This is a genomic window from Maribacter sp. MAR_2009_72, from assembly GCF_007827235.1.
Lineage (GTDB): Bacteria > Bacteroidota > Bacteroidia > Flavobacteriales > Flavobacteriaceae > Maribacter > Maribacter sedimenticola.
In genome coordinates this window covers 692,140-714,112 of record NZ_VISB01000001.1, presented here as the reverse complement: position 1 = coordinate 714,112, position 21,973 = coordinate 692,140, and the positions used below count along the sequence as shown (strand labels likewise).

23 protein-coding genes are annotated in these 21,973 nt (G+C 36.7%); 7 read left to right on the top strand and 16 right to left on the bottom strand.

Going from position 1 to position 21,973, the window contains the following annotated elements; genetic code table 11:
- Positions 1-7: 7 nt before the first annotated feature.
- On the bottom strand, positions 8-730 hold the full coding sequence (locus JM81_RS03020; protein ID WP_144800641.1) for a hypothetical protein: 723 nt from the start codon (positions 728-730) through the stop codon (positions 8-10).
- 204 nt (positions 731-934) lie between these two features.
- Here JM81_RS03020 and JM81_RS03015 point away from each other — a divergent pair, with 204 nt between their 5' ends.
- Entirely contained in the window at positions 935-1,510 is a 576-nt protein-coding gene (locus tag JM81_RS03015) for a fasciclin domain-containing protein (protein ID WP_144800640.1), read from the top strand.
- On the opposite strand, the gene pheT is transcribed toward JM81_RS03015, so the two are convergent.
- Positions 1,511-3,940 carry a phenylalanine--tRNA ligase subunit beta gene (gene pheT, locus JM81_RS03010; RefSeq protein ID WP_144800639.1) on the bottom strand — a complete coding sequence of 810 codons (2,430 nt, stop codon included), beginning with the start codon at positions 3,938-3,940 and terminating at the stop codon, positions 1,511-1,513.
- A 123-nt stretch (positions 3,941-4,063) separates the two neighbouring features.
- Here pheT and JM81_RS03005 point away from each other — a divergent pair, with 123 nt between their 5' ends.
- On the top strand, positions 4,064-5,290 hold the full coding sequence (locus JM81_RS03005; protein ID WP_144800638.1) for a peroxiredoxin family protein: 1,227 nt from the start codon (positions 4,064-4,066) through the stop codon (positions 5,288-5,290).
- A 3-nt stretch (positions 5,291-5,293) separates the two neighbouring features.
- Here the strand turns inward: JM81_RS03005 and leuB are convergent, their stop codons facing one another.
- Together leuB and JM81_RS02995 are read right to left on the bottom strand one after the other, a co-directional pair.
- Positions 5,294-6,412 (bottom strand): 3-isopropylmalate dehydrogenase, encoded by a 1,119-nt coding sequence (gene leuB, locus JM81_RS03000; protein ID WP_089260240.1) that lies wholly within the window; start codon positions 6,410-6,412, stop codon positions 5,294-5,296.
- A gap of 2 nt (positions 6,413-6,414) precedes the next feature.
- Positions 6,415-7,587: a 2-isopropylmalate synthase gene (locus JM81_RS02995; protein WP_144800637.1), complete on the bottom strand. Its 1,173-nt coding sequence runs from the start codon at positions 7,585-7,587 to the stop codon at positions 6,415-6,417.
- Between the two features lie 145 nt (positions 7,588-7,732).
- Between JM81_RS02995 and JM81_RS02990 the strand changes: the two genes are divergently transcribed.
- Positions 7,733-9,277 (top strand): hypothetical protein, encoded by a 1,545-nt coding sequence (locus JM81_RS02990; protein WP_089260242.1) that lies wholly within the window; start codon positions 7,733-7,735, stop codon positions 9,275-9,277.
- Between the two features lie 13 nt (positions 9,278-9,290).
- The gene (locus tag JM81_RS02985; protein WP_261374944.1) at positions 9,291-10,145 is read left to right on the top strand and encodes a DMT family transporter; all 855 of its coding nucleotides are present in this window, start codon (positions 9,291-9,293) and stop codon (positions 10,143-10,145) included.
- Between the two features lie 11 nt (positions 10,146-10,156).
- On the opposite strand, the gene JM81_RS02980 is transcribed toward JM81_RS02985, so the two are convergent.
- The 4 genes from JM81_RS02980 to panB all read right to left on the bottom strand — a co-directional run bounded on the left by JM81_RS02980 (position 10,157) and on the right by panB (position 12,830).
- Positions 10,157-10,687, bottom strand: a complete 531-nt coding sequence (locus tag JM81_RS02980; RefSeq protein WP_245838868.1) for a DUF4252 domain-containing protein — start codon at positions 10,685-10,687, stop codon at positions 10,157-10,159.
- 35 nt (positions 10,688-10,722) lie between these two features.
- A complete protein-coding gene (locus JM81_RS02975) occupies positions 10,723-11,421 on the bottom strand; it encodes an RluA family pseudouridine synthase (protein WP_144800635.1) in 699 nt (232 codons plus the stop codon).
- An 81-nt stretch (positions 11,422-11,502) separates the two neighbouring features.
- The gene (gene lspA, locus JM81_RS02970; protein WP_144800634.1) at positions 11,503-12,000 is read right to left on the bottom strand and encodes a signal peptidase II; all 498 of its coding nucleotides are present in this window, start codon (positions 11,998-12,000) and stop codon (positions 11,503-11,505) included.
- An 11-nt stretch (positions 12,001-12,011) separates the two neighbouring features.
- Positions 12,012-12,830 (bottom strand): 3-methyl-2-oxobutanoate hydroxymethyltransferase, encoded by an 819-nt coding sequence (panB, locus tag JM81_RS02965; protein WP_089260246.1) that lies wholly within the window; start codon positions 12,828-12,830, stop codon positions 12,012-12,014.
- A 109-nt stretch (positions 12,831-12,939) separates the two neighbouring features.
- Here panB and JM81_RS02960 point away from each other — a divergent pair, with 109 nt between their 5' ends.
- Entirely contained in the window at positions 12,940-13,416 is a 477-nt protein-coding gene (locus JM81_RS02960) for a nuclear transport factor 2 family protein (protein WP_144800633.1), read from the top strand.
- 16 nt (positions 13,417-13,432) lie between these two features.
- Here JM81_RS02960 and JM81_RS02955 read toward each other — a convergent pair whose 3' ends face one another.
- Entirely contained in the window at positions 13,433-14,473 is a 1,041-nt protein-coding gene (locus JM81_RS02955) for a ThuA domain-containing protein (RefSeq protein ID WP_186435517.1), read from the bottom strand.
- Positions 14,474-14,649: 176 nt separating this feature from the next.
- Between JM81_RS02955 and JM81_RS02950 the strand changes: the two genes are divergently transcribed.
- Positions 14,650-15,180: a hypothetical protein gene (locus JM81_RS02950; RefSeq protein ID WP_144800632.1), complete on the top strand. Its 531-nt coding sequence runs from the start codon at positions 14,650-14,652 to the stop codon at positions 15,178-15,180.
- A 22-nt stretch (positions 15,181-15,202) separates the two neighbouring features.
- Here the strand turns inward: JM81_RS02950 and JM81_RS02945 are convergent, their stop codons facing one another.
- From JM81_RS02945 to JM81_RS02925, 5 genes are all read right to left on the bottom strand, one after another.
- A complete protein-coding gene (locus JM81_RS02945) occupies positions 15,203-15,583 on the bottom strand; it encodes a VOC family protein (RefSeq protein ID WP_144800631.1) in 381 nt (126 codons plus the stop codon).
- Positions 15,584-15,619: 36 nt separating this feature from the next.
- Positions 15,620-16,090 (bottom strand): OsmC family protein, encoded by a 471-nt coding sequence (locus JM81_RS02940; RefSeq protein ID WP_144800630.1) that lies wholly within the window; start codon positions 16,088-16,090, stop codon positions 15,620-15,622.
- Positions 16,091-16,143: 53 nt separating this feature from the next.
- Positions 16,144-17,304, bottom strand: coding sequence for a DUF3095 family protein (locus JM81_RS02935; protein WP_144800629.1), 1,161 nt, complete (start codon positions 17,302-17,304; stop codon positions 16,144-16,146).
- 302 nt (positions 17,305-17,606) lie between these two features.
- On the bottom strand, positions 17,607-18,383 hold the full coding sequence (locus tag JM81_RS02930) for a TIGR03915 family putative DNA repair protein (protein WP_144800628.1): 777 nt from the start codon (positions 18,381-18,383) through the stop codon (positions 17,607-17,609).
- 208 nt (positions 18,384-18,591) lie between these two features.
- A complete protein-coding gene (locus tag JM81_RS02925) occupies positions 18,592-19,851 on the bottom strand; it encodes a putative DNA modification/repair radical SAM protein (protein WP_144800627.1) in 1,260 nt (419 codons plus the stop codon).
- 138 nt (positions 19,852-19,989) lie between these two features.
- Here JM81_RS02925 and JM81_RS02920 point away from each other — a divergent pair, with 138 nt between their 5' ends.
- On the top strand, positions 19,990-20,757 hold the full coding sequence (locus JM81_RS02920; protein WP_089260253.1) for an XRE family transcriptional regulator: 768 nt from the start codon (positions 19,990-19,992) through the stop codon (positions 20,755-20,757).
- Between the two features lie 9 nt (positions 20,758-20,766).
- Here JM81_RS02920 and JM81_RS02915 read toward each other — a convergent pair whose 3' ends face one another.
- Entirely contained in the window at positions 20,767-21,192 is a 426-nt protein-coding gene (locus tag JM81_RS02915; protein ID WP_089260254.1) for a GNAT family N-acetyltransferase, read from the bottom strand.
- A 50-nt stretch (positions 21,193-21,242) separates the two neighbouring features.
- Positions 21,243-21,944 (bottom strand): hypothetical protein, encoded by a 702-nt coding sequence (locus JM81_RS02910; RefSeq protein ID WP_144800626.1) that lies wholly within the window; start codon positions 21,942-21,944, stop codon positions 21,243-21,245.
- Between the last annotated feature and the right edge of the window lie 29 nt (positions 21,945-21,973).

The window sequence follows — 21,973 nt, the reverse complement described above, 5'->3', positions numbered from 1 at the left end:
ATGAATATTAACTATTAAAATATTTGCTGTTCCAAATGGCCGGATTGAAATTTTTACCCAGGGCAAAGCCATAAAAAATAACTACTGCAGCAATACACTTGAACACAAAAAAATACATGATCCAAAATTGGGCATTAGTACTGGATTTTGAGAAAAGACCATTGGGAATCATCAATGTGGCTACATAACTGATCATTAGTACAAGAACCGCTAAATTCACTATGTTTTTAAACGGCCACATCAATAACTTTCTCATGGGGTGTAGGTCATTGCCCCATTTATGAATTAAATAAAAATAGCCATTGCCTATTGGGGCAAAAAGTAAAGGATCATCCTTGTCTTCCAATTTAAATAGTTTGGATGGAGCTATAATTTTAAAACCTTTAATTTCCGTTTGATGTAAATTTTCCAATTGTTTTATTTTGGAGAGGGCTTCAACCGGTAGTTTTCCTTTAAAATATTTGGTATCCAAAAAGCGTAAGCGGTAATCTATACAAATGTTTTTTATATCCTCAATGTGATAAATGTTTTCAAGTTTCAATTCATTTAACTTAAAATCATTTTGTAACATTTTTGAGGATGAAGATACGTTGGTCTCAATACGGTCAAAATCTTCATCTACTTGAGAGAAAATTTCTAATACGTTATCAAGTAGGTTTTCTTCTGATTGTATACGCTTAAACTTGGCTTTGTGTAATTTTTTTTCAAGGTCTGTTTTAGGTAATAACATATCTCTTTCTTTAGCAATCCTCTCAAAGTTAGCCAATTAATGAGATTGTTGAAATTTTGTTTAATCTTAAAAAATGTTAATATTTTGTTAAATTGATGATTTGACTTATTTTGGATAGGTATAACATTGTCTATGTTGTATATTGACGGATAAATCGTGCATTTCATCGATTTTAATTATTTGAGCCCTAATTGAACTTACTATATGAAAAGATTGACATTGTGCATGTCATTGTGCACCCTAATGTTAGGTATTTATGCAAACGCGCAAACATCCTTGATCAAGCTCCCTATGGAGCAATTGCCTTCTAAATTAATTGTGTCAAAAAAGACCATAGAGGAGCGTACGGCAAGCTTTGAAAACTATTCTACACTTTCCTCCATATTAAAGTCTACCCATTTGGATAAGGTTTTGGCCTATGATGGGGAATTTACGGTGTTTGCACCATCAAATACAGCTTTTAAAAAATTGCCCAAGTTAACGGCGGATAAACTATTGGACCCTAAAAACAGTAAAGTTTTAAGAGATGTACTTTCATACCATATCATTGCGGGGAATTTTTCTGCATCTTCAATTCTTAGGGCCATGTGTAGGGGTAATGGTGTAGCAAGGTTTACCACGATCTTGGGAGAAAAGATAACGGCTACCATGAATGGCATTGATATTGTCCTCACCGATAATGCTGGGAACAAAGCTACAATTGTACGGGCAGATTCCACCCAATCTAATGGGGTTATTCATGAGATAGATGCCGTCTTTCTACCTATACGGATTTACTGATTACCGTAAACTTGCTCCTAGTTTTTGTTCGTAATTTTTTTGAAGCTTGCTCATTATTTTCTCTATCTGCTTATCCGTCAGTGTACTCTTATCATCTTGGAGGGTGAAACTGACTGCATAGGATTTTTTGCCCTCCGGTAAGTTAGCACCTTCATAGACATCAAAAAGAGAAATATCCTTTAAGTATTTGCGCTCTACGCTCTCAGCCAATTCATAAAGCTCTTTATACGTAGTTTTCTGATCGAGCAACAAAGCAAAATCCCTCTTAACTTCTGGGTATTTAGGAATCTCTTTGTATAGCACTGGAGTATTGCTCAACTGTTTCAGGATTACGTCCCAATTAAAATCGGCAAATAAGATATCCTGTTTAATATCAAATTGTTTAAGAATGGTTTTTTTGACCAACCCAAAAGAAACTAGATTGTTTTTCTTATAAAATAAAGAAAGGCCTTCGGAGAATAAATTGGATTCCGTTGGCAAACTTTTTAGGTCACTAAGTCCCAAACGGGTAAGAATGGTTTCTACAATTGTTTTTAATTCAAAAAAATTGGTTGCAACAGGTTTGCTGGTCCAACTTTCTGGTAAGGTGTTTCCGCATAAAAGAATACTGAGGTATTTATTTTCTATGCGTTTATTTTCTTTGGATAAATACGTTTTACCAAATTCAAATAATTTAAGATTTCCTCTTTTTCTATTGATATTATAATTGGCCGTTTCTAGGGCAGAAAATAAGGAAGCTCGTCTAAGTACTGATAAATCTCCACTCAGGGGGTTAATGATCTGTACGGATTCCGTTTGGCTGTCATTTGTTTGCAACAGCTCGGCATAATTTGGATTGGTAAGGCTATTGGTAAGTATTTCATAATAGCCCTTAGATGCCAAAAGGTTGCCTATTGTATTTTGAATAATATGGTCCTCTGTAGGAGAAGTGGTAGCTATAGAGGCATTTAATTTATTACCAAAAGCAATATTGTTATATCCGTATACCCGTAAAATTTCTTCGATGACATCAACTTGGCGCTGAACATCCACTCTGTAGGAAGGTACTTCAAGCCCCATACCAGCTTCGGTAACGTTCTTTACTTTAATATCAAGTGATGCCAAAATGGATTTAATGGTATCCTGCGGAATATCTTGCCCTATTAATTTATTTATTTTTTCAAAGGCCAGGAATACTTCAAAATTGGTGACTTTATTGGGGTACAGGTCAATAATATCTGATGTTATTTCGCCGCCGGCAATATCCTTTATGAGCAAAGCGGCTCGTTTAAGGCTGTATTCAACATTTTCAATATCAATACCGCGTTCAAACCTAAACGATGCATCCGTATTTAATCCATGTCTCTTTGCAGATTTCCGGATAGCCACCGGATTAAAATAAGCACTTTCTAAAAATATAGAGGTTGTACTCTCGGTAACACCGGAATCCAATCCACCAAAAATACCTGCCAGGCAAAGTGGATTTTTGGAATCACATATCATTAGATCATCTTCATGTAAGGTTCTTTCTACACCATCTAACGTTGTAAACTTGGTGCCTTTGGGCATGGTCTGAACAACAATTTTATGTCCTTTTATTTTTGCGGCATCAAAAGCATGTAAGGGCTGACCTAATTCGTGCAATACATAATTAGTAGCATCTACGACATTGTTCTTAGGTGTCAATCCTATGGATTTAAGCCTATTTTGTAGCCAAGTAGGAGAAGGCTGTACAATTAAATTGCTTAGCGTAACCCCGCAGTATCTAGGGGCCAAAGAAGAATCCTTTACATCTACGTCAATTTTTAACGAACGATCGTTTATGTTAAAATGACTGGTAGAAGGTGTAATCAGTTCCTTGGTAATTTCTTTTTGTTTTAGACCGGCCTTTAGGTCTCTTGCCACTCCAAAATGGCTCATGGCATCTGCACGATTGGGAGTTAGTCCAATTTCAAAGATTTCATCCAGCTCAATATCAAATAGCTCCGCACAAGGCGTACCTACCTTTAAATTTTTATCCAATACCATAATGCCTTCATGGCTTGTGCCCAATCCTAATTCGTCTTCGGCGCAAATCATACCGTGACTTTCCTCTCCTCGTATTTTTCCCTTTTTTATAGTCCAGGCTTCTCCTTCTGGGGTATATAATGTAGTACCTATGGTAGCAACAGGTACTTTTTGCCCTGCCGCGACATTACTTGCGCCACAAACTATTTGTAGGGGTGCTTCCAAGCCTATATCTACCATGGTAACATTCAACTTGTCCGCGTTGGTATGTTTTTCACAGCTAAGGACATGGCCTACGACCACTCCTTTTAGCCCTCCTTTAACAGATTCAAATTTTTCGACACCTTCAACCTCAAGTCCTAAATCGGTCAATAGTTCAGCGGTTTCATCAGATTCCCAATCTATTTTAATGAACTGTTTTAACCAGTTGTATGATATTTTCATTCAAATCATTTAAGGGCGCAAAGATAAAACAATGCCCGTAGACATTCAATATGGAGATAAGTGTTTCTTTTAATTTTTAATTGTGGGTTATATATCGTTATTTCGGGCCGTAAATGTATTGTGATGAAAATAGGTGTAAGAATCTTGATTTTTTGTATGTTGATAATATCCTGTAAGGAGCAAGTACAGGATGCAAGTTTGAACGAAGGAATCTGGCGTGTAGAATTGGAAGTAATGGATAACCAACTACTACCGTTTAATCTTAAAGTGAATAAGGGTGAGAATGGGGAATATATCATGAAAATCCTTAATGCGGATGAAGTGATTGAAGTAGATGAAATAAAGATTTTTGGAGATTCAATTATAATGCAGACCCCTGTGTTTGAGGGATATTTGGCAGGGACGTTTACCAATTCTTCAATAACCGGTTCTTTCGTTAAGGAAAGTTTGGACAGAATAGTACCGTTTAAGGCCGTATATGGAGAAGAAGAGCGTTTTTCAATAAAAAATTCCAGCAAAAAAAATGTATCCGGCATATGGGAAACCTATTTTAGTCCCCATACGGATGATGGTTATCTGGGTAAAGGTATATTCTTGCAAGAAGATAATAAGGTTACAGGTACTTTTAGAACTACGACTGGAGATTATAGATATTTGGACGGTGTCGTAGACGGGGACTCGTTAAAACTTTCCGCATTTGATGGGGCTCATGCCTTCTTGTTTACCGCAAAGGTTACGGATTCTAGTATGAACGGTATATTTTATTCCGGGAATCATTTTAAGGAACCTTTTATTGCGAGTAGAAATGAAGGTTTTGATTTACCAAGTCCAGATTCATTAACTTTTATAAAAGAGGGATATGATCAATTGGCGTTTGAATTTCCAAATATTAACGGGGTTACGGTTTCTTTGGCAGATGACCAATTTAAGGATAAGGTGGTCATTGTACAGTTAATGGGAACATGGTGCCCCAATTGCTTGGATGAGACAAAGTTTTTGGTGAATTACCTTGAGCAAAACCCCAATGAGGATGTTGCAATTATTGGTTTGGCATTTGAATCTGCCAAGACAAAGGAGAAGGCTATTAAGGCAATTGAGCGTCTTACGGATAGGATAGGGGTAAGGTATCCTATTTTATTAGCGCAATATGGTTCTTATGATAAGGCAGAGGCCCAGAAAAAACTACCTATGCTTAATCATGTATTATCCTACCCAACTACCATATTTATTGATAAAAAAGGTGATGTAAGAAAAATTCATACCGGATTCAACGGTCCTGCAACGGGTGATAAATTTTTGGAATTTAAAAAGGAATTTAACGGGTTTATTGACCAATTGCTACAAGAGTAATGATTAAATGATAGTAGATTTGCCTAAACCTATATTTTCATCGTTCATGGTAAAGGTGCCATCCAGTTCCATGATGTTGTCCGCTATGAAATCACCTACGTAATTTGTTCCATATTTGGAACTTCCCATAATATCCGGAGTAACGATTTTTTTAGAAAACGATTTCAAAACGGCAGCCACTACAGCATCTGATTCTTCATCCATCTTAAAATGTTGCAATAACATGGCCATACTTAAAATAGATGCGACAGGGTTGGCAATATTCTTACCTTTTGCATCTGGATATGAACCGTGAATAGGCTCAAACATAGCGTATTCCAGTCCTACGGAGGCTGACGGTAACAAACCTATGGATCCGGCAATTACACTTCCTTGATCGGAAAGGATGTCGCCAAACATGTTGTCCGTAAGTATAACATCGAATTGAGATGGATTCAAGATCATCTGCACTGCGGCATTGTCAATAAAAAGGCAATCTAAAGTAACATCTGGGTAGCTCTCCGAAATAGAATGGACCACTCTGCGCCACAATCTTGAAGTTTCCAATACATTGGCCTTGTCTACCAAGGTAACTTTCTTCTTTCTTGAACGTGCTGATTTAAAGGCTAAATGTGCTATTCTACTAATTTCCGCTTCGGTATATGTGCAGGTATCCGTGGCTGAACTTTGGTCGTTGCCTACGGCTTTGTCCCCATAATATATGCCTCCTGATAATTCCCTAAAAATGACCAGGTCCGTATCCTTTACACTTTTTTTGGGCAGCGGAGATTGCTTTACGAGAGAGGGAAATACCTTTACGGGTCTAATATTTGCGAAAAGGCCAAGCTCCTTTCGTAATTTTAACAGGCCTTGCTCCGGCCAAACCTTGGCTTTAGGATTATCATCAAATTCTGGCAAGCCCAAAGCCCCAAATAGGGTGGCATCGGTATTTTTACAGATTTCCAATGTTTCATCGGGTAGTGGGGTGCCTGTTTTTTTTATCGCAGTAGCGCCTATTAACCCTTTTTTAAAAGTAAAGCTATGGCCAAAGGTTTCTTCAACAGAACGTAGGCATTTAATGGATTGGGCTACGACTTCGGGCCCAATACCATCACCTTCCAATACCGCGATATTTAAATGCATAATTAACTAATACGTTGTAAATCTATTTTTGAGGTTTCAACAATTTGGTGAATATCCTCGTCCTTGACCTCTTTTTTTGAATCTGCATAGGCCAAAAATTCTTCATACACGGTATCCAATTGGGTTTTGGTCAGTTCATAACCTACAATCTTGGCTCTATAGGCCAAAGCGGCCCTTCCGCTCCGTGCGGTAAGCACAATGGATGATTCCGTTACACCTACATCAGAGGGATCCATGATTTCATAAGTTTCCCTGTTTTTGATAACACCATCTTGATGAATACCGGAACTATGTGCAAATGCATTGGCCCCTACGATAGCTTTGTTGGGCTGAACCATCATCCCCATTTTATTGGAAACCATTTTACTGGTATCATAAAGAAGCTTGCTGTTTATGGTGGTATCTAGGTTAAGGTCCGGATGCTGGCGCATAATCATCACTACTTCTTCTAAGGAAGTATTACCTGCACGCTCCCCAATACCATTAATGGTACATTCTATCTGCCTGGCACCGTTCATAACGCCCGCTATGGAGTTTGCCGTAGCTAGGCCCAGGTCATTATGACAATGACATGAAAGTATTGCCTTTTCTATTCCCCTTACGTTTTCCTTTAAATATTTGATTTTGCCGCCATATTCCTCCGGAAGGCAGTAACCTGTTGTATCTGGTATGTTAAGTACTGTAGCACCTGCTTTTATAACGGCTTCGCAAACACGTGCCAAAAATTCATTGTCCGTTCTTCCTGCATCTTCAGCGTAAAACTCAACATCCTCTACAAAAGTCTTGGCATAGCTGACCGCTGCAACAGCGCGTTCTATAATGGCATCCCTGTTAGAATTGAACTTATATTTTATATGTGAGTCAGATGTACCTATACCTGTATGTATTCTTGGTGTCTTGGCATGTTTTAACGCCTCTGCGGCCACTTCAATATCTTTCCTTACCGCTCTGGTCAATCCGCAAACGGTAGCATTTTTAACGAGTTTTGCTATGGCTTCGACAGATTTAAAATCACCCGGACTTGAAACAGGGAAACCGGCTTCGATGATATTAACGCCCAATAAATCTAGACGCTCAGCGATGACCAATTTTTGGTCCATGTCCAACTTGCAGCCAGGGACCTGTTCTCCATCTCTTAATGTCGTGTCAAATATTTGTACTATATCTTTACTCATTATATTTATGTAATTTTACTCGTCAAACGAATATATAACCTAATACACAAAATTCATAAATTTTGTTACCACGTTTACAACGTTAAGACAGATTTTTAGGTATATAAAATGCTGAATTGCAATTATTTAAATACTTTTTTTTACGATGACAAATGCCCATAAAGATGCTTTGTTTGTTTTAGTGAAATCTCTTTCAAAATCTGAGAAGCGACAGTTCAAGCTTTATGTTGGCAGATTAGGGGTAAATACCGATGCAAAATTCCTGGCGCTTTTCAATTTATTGGATAAAATTAAGCAATATGATGAGAAAATAATACTAGAAAGTGGGATAGTTAAGAAAGCACAGTTATCTAACTTAAAAGCACATCTTTATAAGCAAATTTTAGTGAGCTTACGCTTAAATCCCGTAAATCAGAATATTAGGGTTCAAATACGTGAGCAATTGGATTTTGCCACCATTTTATACCAAAAAGGACTGTATAAGCAAAGTCTTAAAATTCTTGACAAGGTAAAAACGATTGCCATTGAAAACGAGGAAAAGAATATAGCCTATGAAATCGTAGAGCTGGAAAAAATCATTGAAACCCAATATATTACGCGCAGTATACCGGATAGGGCTAATGAATTGGCCGTACAGGCCAAGGAATTGTCCGGTCATAATGTAATGACCAGCAAATTATCCAATCTTTCCCTTCAGTTATACGGAATGATGCTGAAAGTAGGTTATGTGCGCAGCGATGAGGATTACCAAAAAGTGAAAACGTATTTTAATGATCATTTGCCCTTGTACAATATTGAGGATTTAGGGTTTCGTGAAAAATTGTGGTTGTACAAAGCATATTTATGGTATAGTTTTTTGACTCAGGATTTCCTGTCGTGCTTTAAATATTCCAGTAAGTGGGTTGATCTTTTTTATGACCATAAGGACATGATTTACCTGAACCCTGTTTTCTTTTTAAAGGGTAACCATTATTTATTGGAATCATTGTTTTATGTCCAGTACAGTTCTCAATTTAAGGAGGTCCTTGAGCGTTTGGAACGAACCATAAAGGAAAAGGAATTTCCTGATAATGATAATATAAATTCTTTGGTGTTTATGTACATCAATGCCAATAAGTTAAACCTGCATTTTTTAGAGGGTACTTTTGAAAAAGGGTTGTATTTGGTAAAGATTATTGAATACGGAATCAATAAGCACAGGGATCGTATAGATGTGCACCATGTTATGGTTCTCTATTATAAAATAGCCTGTTTGTATTTTGGTATAGGGGATAACAAAACCTGTATTCAATATCTTAAAAAGATCATTGATAATAAAAATTTGAAGATGCGTGAAGATCTTATGTGTTTTGCACGGGTTTTAAGTCTTGTGGCGCACTATGAAGCTGGAATGGATTATCACTTGGAAATTCAGTTAAAAAGTACCTATAAGTTTCTTTTAAAAATGAACGATATGCATGCCGTACAAAAGGAGATGATAAAATTTCTGAGAGGCTTGGGTAGCATTTACCCTAACGAGTTAAAGGCAGAGTTTCAAAAATTATATACAGAATTAAAAAAGTATGAAAATCATCCTTATGAGAAAAGGGCCTTTTTATATTTAGATATCCTATCATGGTTGGAAAGTCATTTACAAAATAAGCCGGTGTCGCAAATAATTCGCGAAAAAGCGATGGCACATAGTCGTTAAGGTAATTTCTGTTATGAAGAAATTACATCTACAGCATTTATTGGAAATTAATCTTGCCATGTTCTTTATTGCCACTTCTGGCGCATTGGGCAGATATGTTCAATTGCCCGTAACCGTAACTATAGGGGCTAGGGCCATTCTAGCATGTTTTGCACTAGTAGCATTCTGCTGGTACAAAAAATATTCTTTTAAGATAAAACGTAGCGATTGGACATTAATTGGGCTAACGGGAGTGCTTATGTGTGTGCATTGGTTAACCTATTTCTATGCCTTGCAATTATCTAGTGTGGCCATAGGTATGTTATCCTTGTTCACTTATCCTGTTATTACCGCTTTTTTGGAACCATTAGTGCTTGGTACAAAATTTCAGCGGATACATTTTCTCTTGGCAGTCTTGGTTTTGGTAGGTATGTATATGCTAAGTCCTTCGCTGGATCTTAAAAATTCCAATTCCATTGCAGTTGGGTTTGGAGTATTATCCGCATTGGTCTATGCTATTAGAAATATCTTGTTGAAAAAAAAGGTGTCGGAATATAATGGATCTGTTATTATGGTATATCAAACAGCGATAACAGGGGTTGTTTTACTGCCTTTTCTGGGTACGGTGCCTTTGGTACAGGTGGTAACTCAATGGCAGGCATTAATTACCTTGGCAATATTGACAACTGCTATTGGCCATACCTTGTTTTTAATGACCTTTAAACATTTTACCATTACCACGGTAAGTATTTTGAGTAGTATACAGCCAATTTATGGAATACTAATTGGGGCACTGTTTCTTGCAGAAATACCACAGGTCAATACTATAGTTGGCGGTATACTTATTTTAAGTTCTGTCGTGATTGAAAGTATTAGAACCAAATCTTAAAGTAGCAAGATTTAATTATTGGGTTGGGTGCCTCTTGTAGTGGGACCAAATTGACTGATTATATTTTCTCCGAATTTAGTGAATTGTTCATTTTTAGCCATTTCCCTAACCTTTACAGGGTCAAAATCACCATTGAAATATAAAAAGGAACCGGACAGGTTATCGTTATTGTAAATAAGGATTTCCTTTACTGAATTTCTTTTTTCACGTATGGAAACCACATTACGCTTAAGCTCATCGTTTTTCCTAAAGACTTCTATAAAGGAAGAACCCGTAATACCGTTCATTTGCGCATTTAAATATTGTGATCTAGCAGGGGTGGCACTTGGAAATTGCATAAATCGCAGGTCTTTTGTATTACCTACCAAAGCTTTCATTTCTGGAGAAATTTCACTGATCATTGCCAACATGAATTGGGGAACCCGTATTGCTGTTACCTGATCATCGTTTTTATGGTCATTGTAAAAATTATCAATAGAATTATATCCGCCACAAGAAGATAAAATAGCAAGAAGGAAAATGAAAATTGGAAATCGGCTCATAATAATAGGTTTAGATTGCTTTAAAAATAGTGAAATTAAAGACATGCGTTCCATATAGGGTCATTAGGAGGTGGGGCCACAATTTCCATTTGTTCTTTTTTGACGGGATGCATGATTAAGAGCTTGCGGGCGTGTAAATGGATGCTTCCGTCTGCATTGCTCCGGTTAAAACCATATTTTAGATCTCCTTTTATGGGGCATCCTATGGCGGTAAGCTGACTTCTTATTTGATGATGCCTTCCGGTTTCCAAATCAATTTCCAATAAGAAATAGTTTTGCAAACTCTTTAAGAGTTGATACGTAAGAATTGCTTTTTTACTGTCGTTTACCTCCTTTTGTTGGGCGTATGATTTATTCTGTTTGGTGTTGCGTTTTAACCAATGTACCAATCTTTTTTCATTATTCTTGGGTTTGTTCTTAACTATGGCCCAATACGTTTTTTTGGCTTCTTTTTCCGCAAACATCTTGTTAAGTCGGGGTAAAGCTTTTGAGGTTTTCGCAAATACCACAATACCGGAAGTAGGTCTATCTAAACGATGAACAACACCTAAATATACATTACCCGGTTTTTGATATTTTTTTTTCAAGAAAGCCTTTACGGTCTCGCTTAATGGCTGGTCACCAGTCTTGTCTCCTTGAACAATATCTCCAGGGCGTTTATTGATTACAATAAGGTGATTGTCCTCATAAAGGACCTGTAAATTTTCTATTGTAGAATGTTGTTTGTTTGACAAATTATTTTGGGCTAAAAAAAATTAAAATAAATTGATTAATATTTTGGATAATGCATGTGGTAATTAAAAAGTTCGCTGTTTTTATAATGATAAAGTTTTACTCTTGATCATTTCATATAATAAAAGTACAATGCCTATGGTTACGGCAACATCCGCTAGGTTAAAAATTCCTGTGCGCAAAAAAGCAAATCTTAATTGAAAGGAATCTGTCACTGAACCATATACTATCCGATCAATTAAATTACCTAGACCACCCCCAATAACCAATGCAAAAGCTGTAAGGGATAAAGGTTTTAAGGAGGATTTTGTTAGAATTCTATATAAAAGAATTCCCAATACCAATAATGGTATGGCCTGAAAAAAAATGCGCTTGACCAAGGGAGGAAAATCTTGACCAAAACCTAACATTGCGCCAGTATTTTCAATATTTGTCACTATAAAATAATCCTTTATTACGGAATTGTACGATTGTGGTACTATTTCTAACCTTGTTAAAACTTTAACCAATTGATCGCTTGCTATGGTCAGTAATACAATAGATGAAATCCAAATTTTAGAAAAGTGGGTAGCGCCTTTCATTCATAAGGGTTCTAGTATTGCTCATCGTCATTTGGAAAATCCAATTGTTTAACATCATCCACGTAGTTGGATATGGCTTTGCCCATCTCTTCATAAAGGTTCATATACCTCCTTAAGAAACGAGGATTGAACTCATGGGTCATACCCAATAGATCATGGACTACTAATACTTGTCCGTCTGCATATTTGCCCCCTCCAATACCAATTGTTGGTATGGTTAGACTTTCAGATACTTTTTTGGTAAGTTCTGCCGGAATTTTTTCAAGTACCAAACCAAAACAACCTAACTTCTCCAAAAGCTTTGCGTCTTCCATAAGCTGCTCCGCTTCTTCTTCTTCCTTGGCCCTTACGGTGTAGGTGCCAAATTTGTATATGGATTGTGGGGTTAAACCCAAATGTCCCATAACCGGTATTCCGGCGGCTAGTATACGTTTAACGGATTCCTTGATTTCTGCACCGCCCTCTAATTTTACTGCATGGGCACCACTTTCCTTCATTATTCGTATAGCTGAACGCAATGCTTCCTTTGGGTCGCTTTGATAGCTTCCAAATGGTAAATCTACCACCACAAGCGCTCTATGTACCGCCCTGATAACGGAAGATGCATGATAAATCATTTGGTCCAATGTAATAGGTAATGTAGTCTCGTGGCCGGCCATAACGTTACTGGCAGAATCACCAACTAAAATCACATCGACCTTGGCCGCATCAACGATTTTGGCCATAGAGTAATCATAAGCGGTCAGCATGGATATTTTTTCCCCGTGCTGTTTCATGTCCACCAATGATTTTACAGTGATTCTTTTATATTCTTTTTTTGCTGTTGACATAGTTAGTTTTTGATTTTTAGCACTATAAAAGTAAGGAGTTTTAACGACTAGACCGATTTTGAAAAGAAAATCAATTTATATTCTTATTTTACGCATAAACCTGATTGCCATGATTAAGAAATATGTCCTTTGCTTTTTAATAGGGTTGTTCACTATAGCTCTTACTGCCCAAAACCAAGAGGAAGCGGCGGTAAAGCAAACTATTGAAGATTTTTTTAAGGCTTTTCATAAAAAAGATTCTTTGGCATTATATGAAATGGTTCACGAAACTATACGGCTACAGACCATAAAGACATCAAAAGATGGACAACCCGTTCTTTTTAATGAAGCATATGATACACTAGTAGGCTCAATAACAAAAATACCGGATACATTAAAATTTGAAGAGCGTATTTTGGATTATAACATTAAAATAGATGGGGCAATGGCCAACGCTTGGACCAAGTATGAATTTTGGTTTAATAATGAATTTCATCATTGCGGTGTTAACTCATTTCAATTGTTTAAAGAAAACAATACATGGAAAATTATATACTTAATAGATACAAGAAGGGTCGAAGACTGTAAAGCTTCAACCCCAAAATAAGATAAATTTGTATTAATTACTTTCTCCAATCAATGGATTGTACCATATCCTCCGTTGGAAAATTTTCTGGAATCTTTTGTGTTACCTTTCCTGTAGCAGCCCATTCTGCTCCACGCTGTAGGGTAGTAATGAAGCCTACACATTCCATACTATAATCAAAATGACCCAATGTAGAATGAAAAACCCTTCCCTTGCCATAGTTTATGGCCATAAGTTGCGCTACATGTTGTCCTAATCCTTTTATGTTCGGGTCCCATGGTGGAGCGTTTTTCTCCACATCTGCAAATGCGGTGGCAAGAATTGTAGCATTTTCAAACGGACCTCTCATACGCTCGTAGAGTTCGTCTTGGGTGTGCAGCCATTTCTTAGGCAAACCTTTCATAATGGGATGTTCTGGAGCCCTTGTGGTCAATTGAAATTCATATTCTGCACCATGGGACCCACACACACCTTCACCATTGTCCTTGATCAATTCGCCAGCTTCGTTATAGTAAACATATGGGCCTGAACTTTCATCACGCCCTCCCCAGGCACCCAAACCTATCATTTTGTTGTATTCTTCCCATTCGCCCCAGGCATTGTTAGCGGCGTGTAATACTACCAATCCACCGCCGTTGGCCATATAGTCTTCAAAGGCTTTTCTTGTATCTGCTGGCCATAGTGGTGAACTTTCGCCCAAATTGGATATGATTAAGTCGTAATCGCTAAAATTTATTGTGAAGTCAGATGTAGTAATCGGTGCATCGGATATGGCGTATTCCTTATCATTTAATGGATAATCTTCAATGAACATGGTATAGGCTTCCGGTCTGGATTGGTTGTATTTAATGCCTAACCAAACGGAATCCATACGTTCTATTTCTACGGTAAAGAGTTCTGTTAGTTCCAAATAGTCCTTGATCATCATGGTAGTTTTGGGCCATACATAATGATTGTTCTGACCATCAATGATCAATGCTTTAAGTTTAGCGGGCGGTTCTTCTTGGACTTCCTTTTTTTTCTCGCCACAAGAAATCATCAACAAACAGAATAATGGTAATGCCATTAGTTTTTTCATGGTTTTGCTATTTAAGTTGCATATGCTTTAGTACATATGCATATCTTGACTTTAAATGTACATGAAGTAGTTTAGATTACAAAAACTCCTGTTTTAATATCCTTAAATGAAATAATAGGAATATGTTGTCGATTAGTAAAACAGCATATATTTTAGCGTTAAAAATAAAATAAACAATGAAGTTATTAGGAATAGGGTCAAGGATTATACATGAAACTTTTGGTAAAGGTGTAATTACCAATGTATCCTCCAAGCAATACTGGGTAACCTTTATGGAAAATGGACTGGAAACCATTGCTATAGATGAAAAGTTTGATGTGGTCGAGGCCGTAGAGGCAGAGGTAGATACGGTAAGCTTTTTAGATGTGGAAACAACATTGGTCTCCATATTGCAAAAATGGAGCGATGTTACCCAACGGGTAGCTATAGCCGATAAATGGAAGGGAGGTAATCTTGTTCTAGAGCCGGGCGATACCTCTCTTACCAATAAAGAAATTCCTATAGATACATTTTTTCATAAGATCGTTATGGTACGGGATCGCATTAGGGTTATGGAGCAGAAAATAAATTCCAGTAAAAATCTAGATGATCAGGAGAAAGTGGATCTTCAACAATATATAACACGTATTTATGGTAGCTTAACTACGTTTAATGTGCTGTTTAAAAATAAGAGCGATCAGTTTACGGGAGCCAAGTCAGCCAATTAGAATTGTTGAAATGTTGGGTGGTTCAATCTTTTATTCGCCATGGAGGATTTAGTCTATTCTCTCCAGCATGATATAAAATAATTTGGTTACCGTCCCTATCCTTTAATCGGGCTTCTCTCCATTGCCATCTTTGATCTATTGGTAATTGATCAAATTCTATGCCTTTGTTTTGCAGCTCTTGAACATATGAATCTAGATCTTTACATTCAAAATAGACGTAGACGCCATCTCCTGTCGGCAATTTTTCAACCAGATGAATGGAAAATGTAGAACCGCCTTCCGGACATTCAAAGCGGGCGTAATGGGGTAGGGACTTTACAATTGGCTTTAGCCCTAGTTTTACATAAAATTCAAAAGATTCATTTAAGTTCAGCGAAGGAACGGTAATCTGGTTCAGGTTCATTGGTGCACTTTTTAGACTTATGGGTAATTGTATGGCTTAACCAACCAATGTAGTGGGTTGATGATGTACTGTAAAATTGCATGAATTTGCAATGAAACACATACGGTTTGCCTTTTCGTGAAGTGAATTGGCCAATGCTGTTAAAGTTCCATCGGTAATGGTAACGATAGGGTTAAGGGTTACCATAGTAAATTTACCGCTACCATCAACTGATTCTTCCATTGTTCCTTTTGCGTTGTCTACATAACTGGTGACCACAATCTTATGTACGCTACAAAGATGTAAAAACCATAGCATATGACAGGAGGACAAGGAAGATAGAAATAGGTCTTCAGGATTATATTTGGACTTATCACCTAAAAAAGAAGGGTCTGATGAACCTTGAATGGCATCATATTTTTCTGCAACCATGATTTCATGATCTCTGCTATATGATGCGTAATTTAATGTCCCTTGCCCTTGATTGCCCGTCCATGTTACCTGTGTCTGATAGTTGTGTTGTTTCATTTTTAATGCTATGTGTTTCACTTTAAAATTAGATGTATGAATTTAAATCATTTTTATTTTAAGGTAGCAAGTTTGGTTTTAAACATTTTGGCAGCTGATGTATAGCCACCTTCTGTACCATCCACAAAATGGGCATGTTTGGTCTTCCTGTCCAAAACATAGCAAGACATTACGGATGCATGTGTAACATGAATTCCGTAAACAATTTTTTGTGCAGCCTCTAAGTGATTTAGATAGGAAATAAATTCATTTATTTTTGATTGCTCTGCCGTAAAGATGGTGTTGATGGTTCCGTCTAACATAAAAGTGTGAGAAAGTTGGCCAATTTGGGTTAAATACCGTTTTCCTTCTTTTGAAAAATTAAAATATATTTTACCAAATAGTGTCTGTATCCAGTGTTTAAGTACGTAAATGAGACTTTTGTTGGAAATACTAATTTTCATTTCCTCTAAAATTTTACCTAGCCTAAAGTCCAATTTTAAACTATTGGAACGTATGGGTTGTCTTTTGTTGAATGCACCAAAGAGTAGGTTCATCTGTGTAAGCACATCCTTATAAATTGCGCTCTGCTGATTTTCATCTGGTACATCCAATAATAGACACACCACTTTTTTTTGTAATTGAACAGGGCTGATCTGTTCCCACCTGCATTGCATTCCTTCAAGGTTTAAAAGATTTTTTTTAAAGTTGGTGTCGGTTTGTGCTACAAATGTTCGTTTAATGATTGCCTCTGCTTTTTTTAAACCGTTTCCTAAAACTATAGGAATGGTCAATTGTGGTGTTAGTTGATGTTTTAGGATTTTAATACATGTTTTTTCCGACGCCAACTCTTCTGTGGATATATGGCCGACCCTTAGTAAAAGATTGGTGTTTCTTTTAATATGTAGACTATAATTTTTAAGAACAGTGATTATTTCCGACAACAGCATATCCGGAAGTAAAAAAGTAGCTCCGTCTCCACCAAAGAAATAAGGTATTTCTATATTCTTCTTTTTTTTCCTGACCGTATTTAAAACAGATATGATAGCGCCGGTTGCAGTAAGGTTTATTTGATGGTGTTTTCCCTCTTCAACCGCTTGTGTTGAATTTTCCACATCCACAACAACAACATGCCAGGAGTTTGGAATCTTTGAGAATTCAGTTTCAATACCAATAATTTCGCTCAGTGCCCTGGTCGATTTTTTTAGTTTGGAATAAAAGTAAATATCCCTCATTAAGGTGTTTTGAACAATGAAGTTGGAGTAATATGAGCTTCTGTTGATTCAGATAGGTTAAAACTAAATAATATTTAAGTAATAGGTCTAAAAAATGCCTGCTATCTTATAATATTTAGAGAAAACTAACTCTTTTTAAAAATATGAATTAAGGATGAATAGTATGTCCACAATGAAGACCATGATTGGTAAGAGGGGTAAATGAATTTCTAAACCCTAATTTAAGCTTTCAATTATTCTTTTAACAACATGGAATAGCCCAATAATATATGAGACTTGTTAATACTGAATGAACGGACAAGTTACACCGCCTCTTTTTTTTCTGAAAGGTATTTCCAGTACCGTTTTGGTACGTGTTGGGTATGCAATTTTGTGTTAATACGGGATTTAATATTCGTGCTTTTAAAATAATTGGTCCAAAGATTTTGATATTCGTATTCTTCATCAGTAAAAGCAGTACTCTTTTCAAGGCTATTGGTGTGTATCTCAGTTAGATCTAATGATATGACTTCAACCGATTTTAGGTCATAGAACAATCCGTACTTACGTTTAACATCATAAATTATCCATTGCTGGTCTGCATAACGATTTCTAAAGTGTTTGGAAATCAATGGTAAAACATCAAAATCAGGTTCTATATTGGCAAAATAGACACCGTCTTTTGTTAACTGAAACCTTATAAAGGCCTCCATACGATGCTTTTCACGACCCACTTTGTGTGCAATTTGATTGATTTTTAAGATACAATCATCGCTGAAATTAGTTGCGCTATTAATTTTACTTCCCATTAATTTTCTGATGTAGTGATAAAGCAGGGCTTCAATATTCCTATTTTCACTTAAAAACGTAAAATATATATTCTTAATAGCAGCATTACTTTTCTTGCGAATACCGTTCCATACTCGCTGTGCCTTTTCCACATTTGTAAAGATTGTTTCTGTTTCAGCAAAAAGACCGCCTTGGTTTTGACCCTGACGTTGAATATCCGCATAAGATAGTTTTTGTTCATAGGCTATAAATACAGCCGTAAGAAAACCGTTAAAACTACCATCGTAAACAAGGGTTTTTGTAGTTTCCATATTTATGATTTAAATATTAAATAGTGTAAATAATTGCCTTAAAATAGCCGCTCTTTTCTTAAGGTTACTTCTTAATAATACCAGTTGGTAACCAAAGGCCAAAACATGGGAACGGCAATAGTCCCAAGCGTTTATCGGTCTAATATTGTCAGTAAACTTTAGTGTATAATTTTGATTCGGCATCATTTAAATATTTTTAAGTGTTACTTTAGTTAAATAAGGATAATTGATTGGTATATTGATTTTTGAATTTACTTTTTAAATTTTGCAGTATCATACTTCTAATACGTATGGCATCAAGGTCTCTGCGTTCCCAGTCCGTAGAATTGCAAATGATAAAAAATTTGGCCCTATTAAGTGCTACCCCCATTTTTTTTAAATGGTCCCAGTTTAATTTCCTAAATTTTCTACCGTTAAGTATTTTATTTACCGAGCCCATTCCAACACCTGGTATTCGCGCAAGTATATGTTTGTCCGCTTTATTGATATCTACGGGAAAGAAATTTAGATTCCTTAATGCCCACATCAATTTAGGGTCAATATCCATATCTAGATTTGGATTGTCTGCATCCAAAATTTCATTTACGCTAAAACCATAAAATCGCAACAACCAATCTGTTTGGTATAATCTATTTTCCCGTAGCATGGGAACCTCCGTTCCAAGGGATGGTAATCTGCTATCCATAGAAATAGGAACATACCCTGAGTAATACACCCTTTTCATATTGTAATTCTTGTAAAAATGGGTTGCGGAGTACATTATATCCTTATCGCTTTCTCCTGTGGCACCTACGATCATTTGGGTACTTTGCCCTGCAGGGGCATATTTAGCGGTATGTTTAATAATTTTTTTCTCCTCTTTGTAGCGAATGATTTCATTTTTGACCTTAAGCATCGGTTTTATGAAATCTGCATGATTTTTGTCCGGAGCCAGAAGTTTGAGACCGGATATTGTGGGGATTTCTATATTCACCGACAAGCGGTCAGCATATAATCCGGCCTCGTACATAAGTTCATCACTTGCACCGGGTATGGATTTTAAATGAATATATCCATTGAAGTTTTCCTCTTCCCTCAGTTTTTTGGCAACGGCAATGAGGCGTTCCATGGTATGGTCCGCACTTTTAAAAATACCGGAGCTTAGAAATAATCCCTCAATATAATTTCTTCTATAGAAATTGATAGTCAGGTCTACAACCTCCTGAATTTTAAAGGCGGCCCGCTGTATATCGTTACTCTTCCTCGTTACACAGTAAGCACAATCAAAAATACAATGGTTGGTCAGAAGTATTTTTAATAGCGATACACACCTACCATCTTCTGTATATGAATGGCAAATTCCATTTCCTGTATTTCCTAGGCCATTGTTCTTGTTGGTTCTATTGCTACCACTACTGGAGCAGGAAACATCATATTTGGCCGCATCTGCCAAAATATTTAGTTTTTCTTTTATTCTATTGAAATCCATAGCATTTTAGTAATTATTCCAAATTTATGGATATATTCCTAATTATGGAAATAATCCAAATAAAATTTTGGATATAATCCATATTGAGTATATTTGAAGAAGAATGGCGGAGAACCACTTAGTTAAACAAATTTGATTATGGAGAACGAGCTTACATTAAAACGATTTACGGATCTTAGAAGGGATTTGGGCTATACACAAGCAGATTTTGCGGCGTTATTGGGCGTATCCAATACTACGGCAGATATAGAAAGAGGGCGTACCAAATTATCGGGCAAGGTAGTGCTTGAGTTGCTAAAACAATTCAAGATAAATCCCCTTTGGCTTTTTGGGGAAAGTGATGAACAATATCTGGAAACCTCCAAGACCAGTGTTATTCCTAAAGTGGTTACAGTGGATACTTCCAACCAAGAAAATATGGTATTGGTAAATGCTAAAGCTGCGGCGGGATATCCCCAGAATATATCCGATACTAGCTGGTACCAACAATTGCCGGCATTTGATTTACCAATTCCCGAATTCAGAAATGCTACCTATAGGGGCTTTCAGGTAGAAGGTGATAGTATGCTTCCCAATCTGCACCCTGGTGAGTGGGTTTTGGCAAGGGCAATAGAACATATTGATTATGTTAGTGCCAATAAAATGTACGTGGTGGTATTACAGGATTCCATAATGGTTAAGAAAATTGAAAAACGTCCAAATTCCAATAATATCACATTGGTTTCATTGAACGAGACGTATCCGCCTTATGATATCAAACCTTTCCAAATTCAGGAAATTTGGGAGGTAAGTAGTAAGATTACGTTTAATGTAGATGCTACCACGGATAATGGATTATTGCGACAACTACAAGAGTCTATGCAAGAGTTAAAGAATCAATTACAGCACGTTAAAAAGGTAAATTAAAGTGATACTTTAAATCTTTTTAATATACAGCCCGCTTTCTTTTAATGTAAACCCTAAGCTTTTATATAGCGAAATGGCTGCTGTTCTATGGTGGCCGCTAAATAATAAAATATCTTGAAGTTGTTCAGATTTTGCATGGTCTAGAAGCTTCTCCATTAGCTTTCTTCCTATACCCTTGCCTCTGTGGGTTTTTGCGACAACTACATCCTCGATCATACCTTTATGTCCGGATATTACTTTGTATTTGGCCATCATTGCAATACCTATTAACTTATTGTTATCCATGCAGATAACGATGTCCGTAGTTCCATATGCACTAAAAATTGAATTTAAATCCAATTGATCTAATTCGGCATTTAGTTCTAGGTATAACTGGGATAATTGCTGTTGCAGGTCGGAATTAACTTGTTCTTTGGTTAATAGTTGTATGGTCATAATTGGGTATTCTAAGTTTTAATAATGAACAATTTTGTAATGAGTCGGATTTAAGGCAAGGCATTGACCGTTCCCATAGAAATGGTGAAAGGTCCTATGGAATGGGAGGTAGGTAGTAGTGCACCGGTTTCTGTTTCTTTCCAATCGTTCCAGGAAGCTTCCAAGCCTCCAATAGGAATAATATTCACCCACATTTGAAAACTTTTTGGTTTTCCACTAGGCTCCAAAATCCATAAATAGGAGTCTCCAGGGGTGTCGCCGCCTTTTTTGTAAGTTACTAAAAGACCTTCGGAACCGTCTTCTAAATCTACCAAATAGCGTTCTGTACCAGCATCGAATACTTTATACGGGGCAACTAACCAAAAGGAATCATTATTGAAATAGCCAATTGCTTTTTCAATAAGGTCTTGACTTTCTTCATAAGATAGCCAAACATCATCTTTATAAACAATACTTGAGGAAGGACTTATAAGGTCAAGGTCTATACTGTAAGAATCCCACTTTATTTGAACCGTTGCCTTGGTTTTGTTCCAGGAGTATATGTGTTCATCCCTAAATGACCACTCCAAAACTTGGGAATTGTTATACTTATCATAGTGTAAAGCATCTAACATTCTATACGCCAATGCATCTGCTTCAGGTCCGGAAACACCTTGTGGCAGAGGTTTGTTATATGCATAATATAGCAGTCCAAACCCTAGGCCCAACACTAATAATACTATGATTAATAGTTTAAATAATTTATTTAGCATATGTTGTTTAATTAATTGATATTAAGATG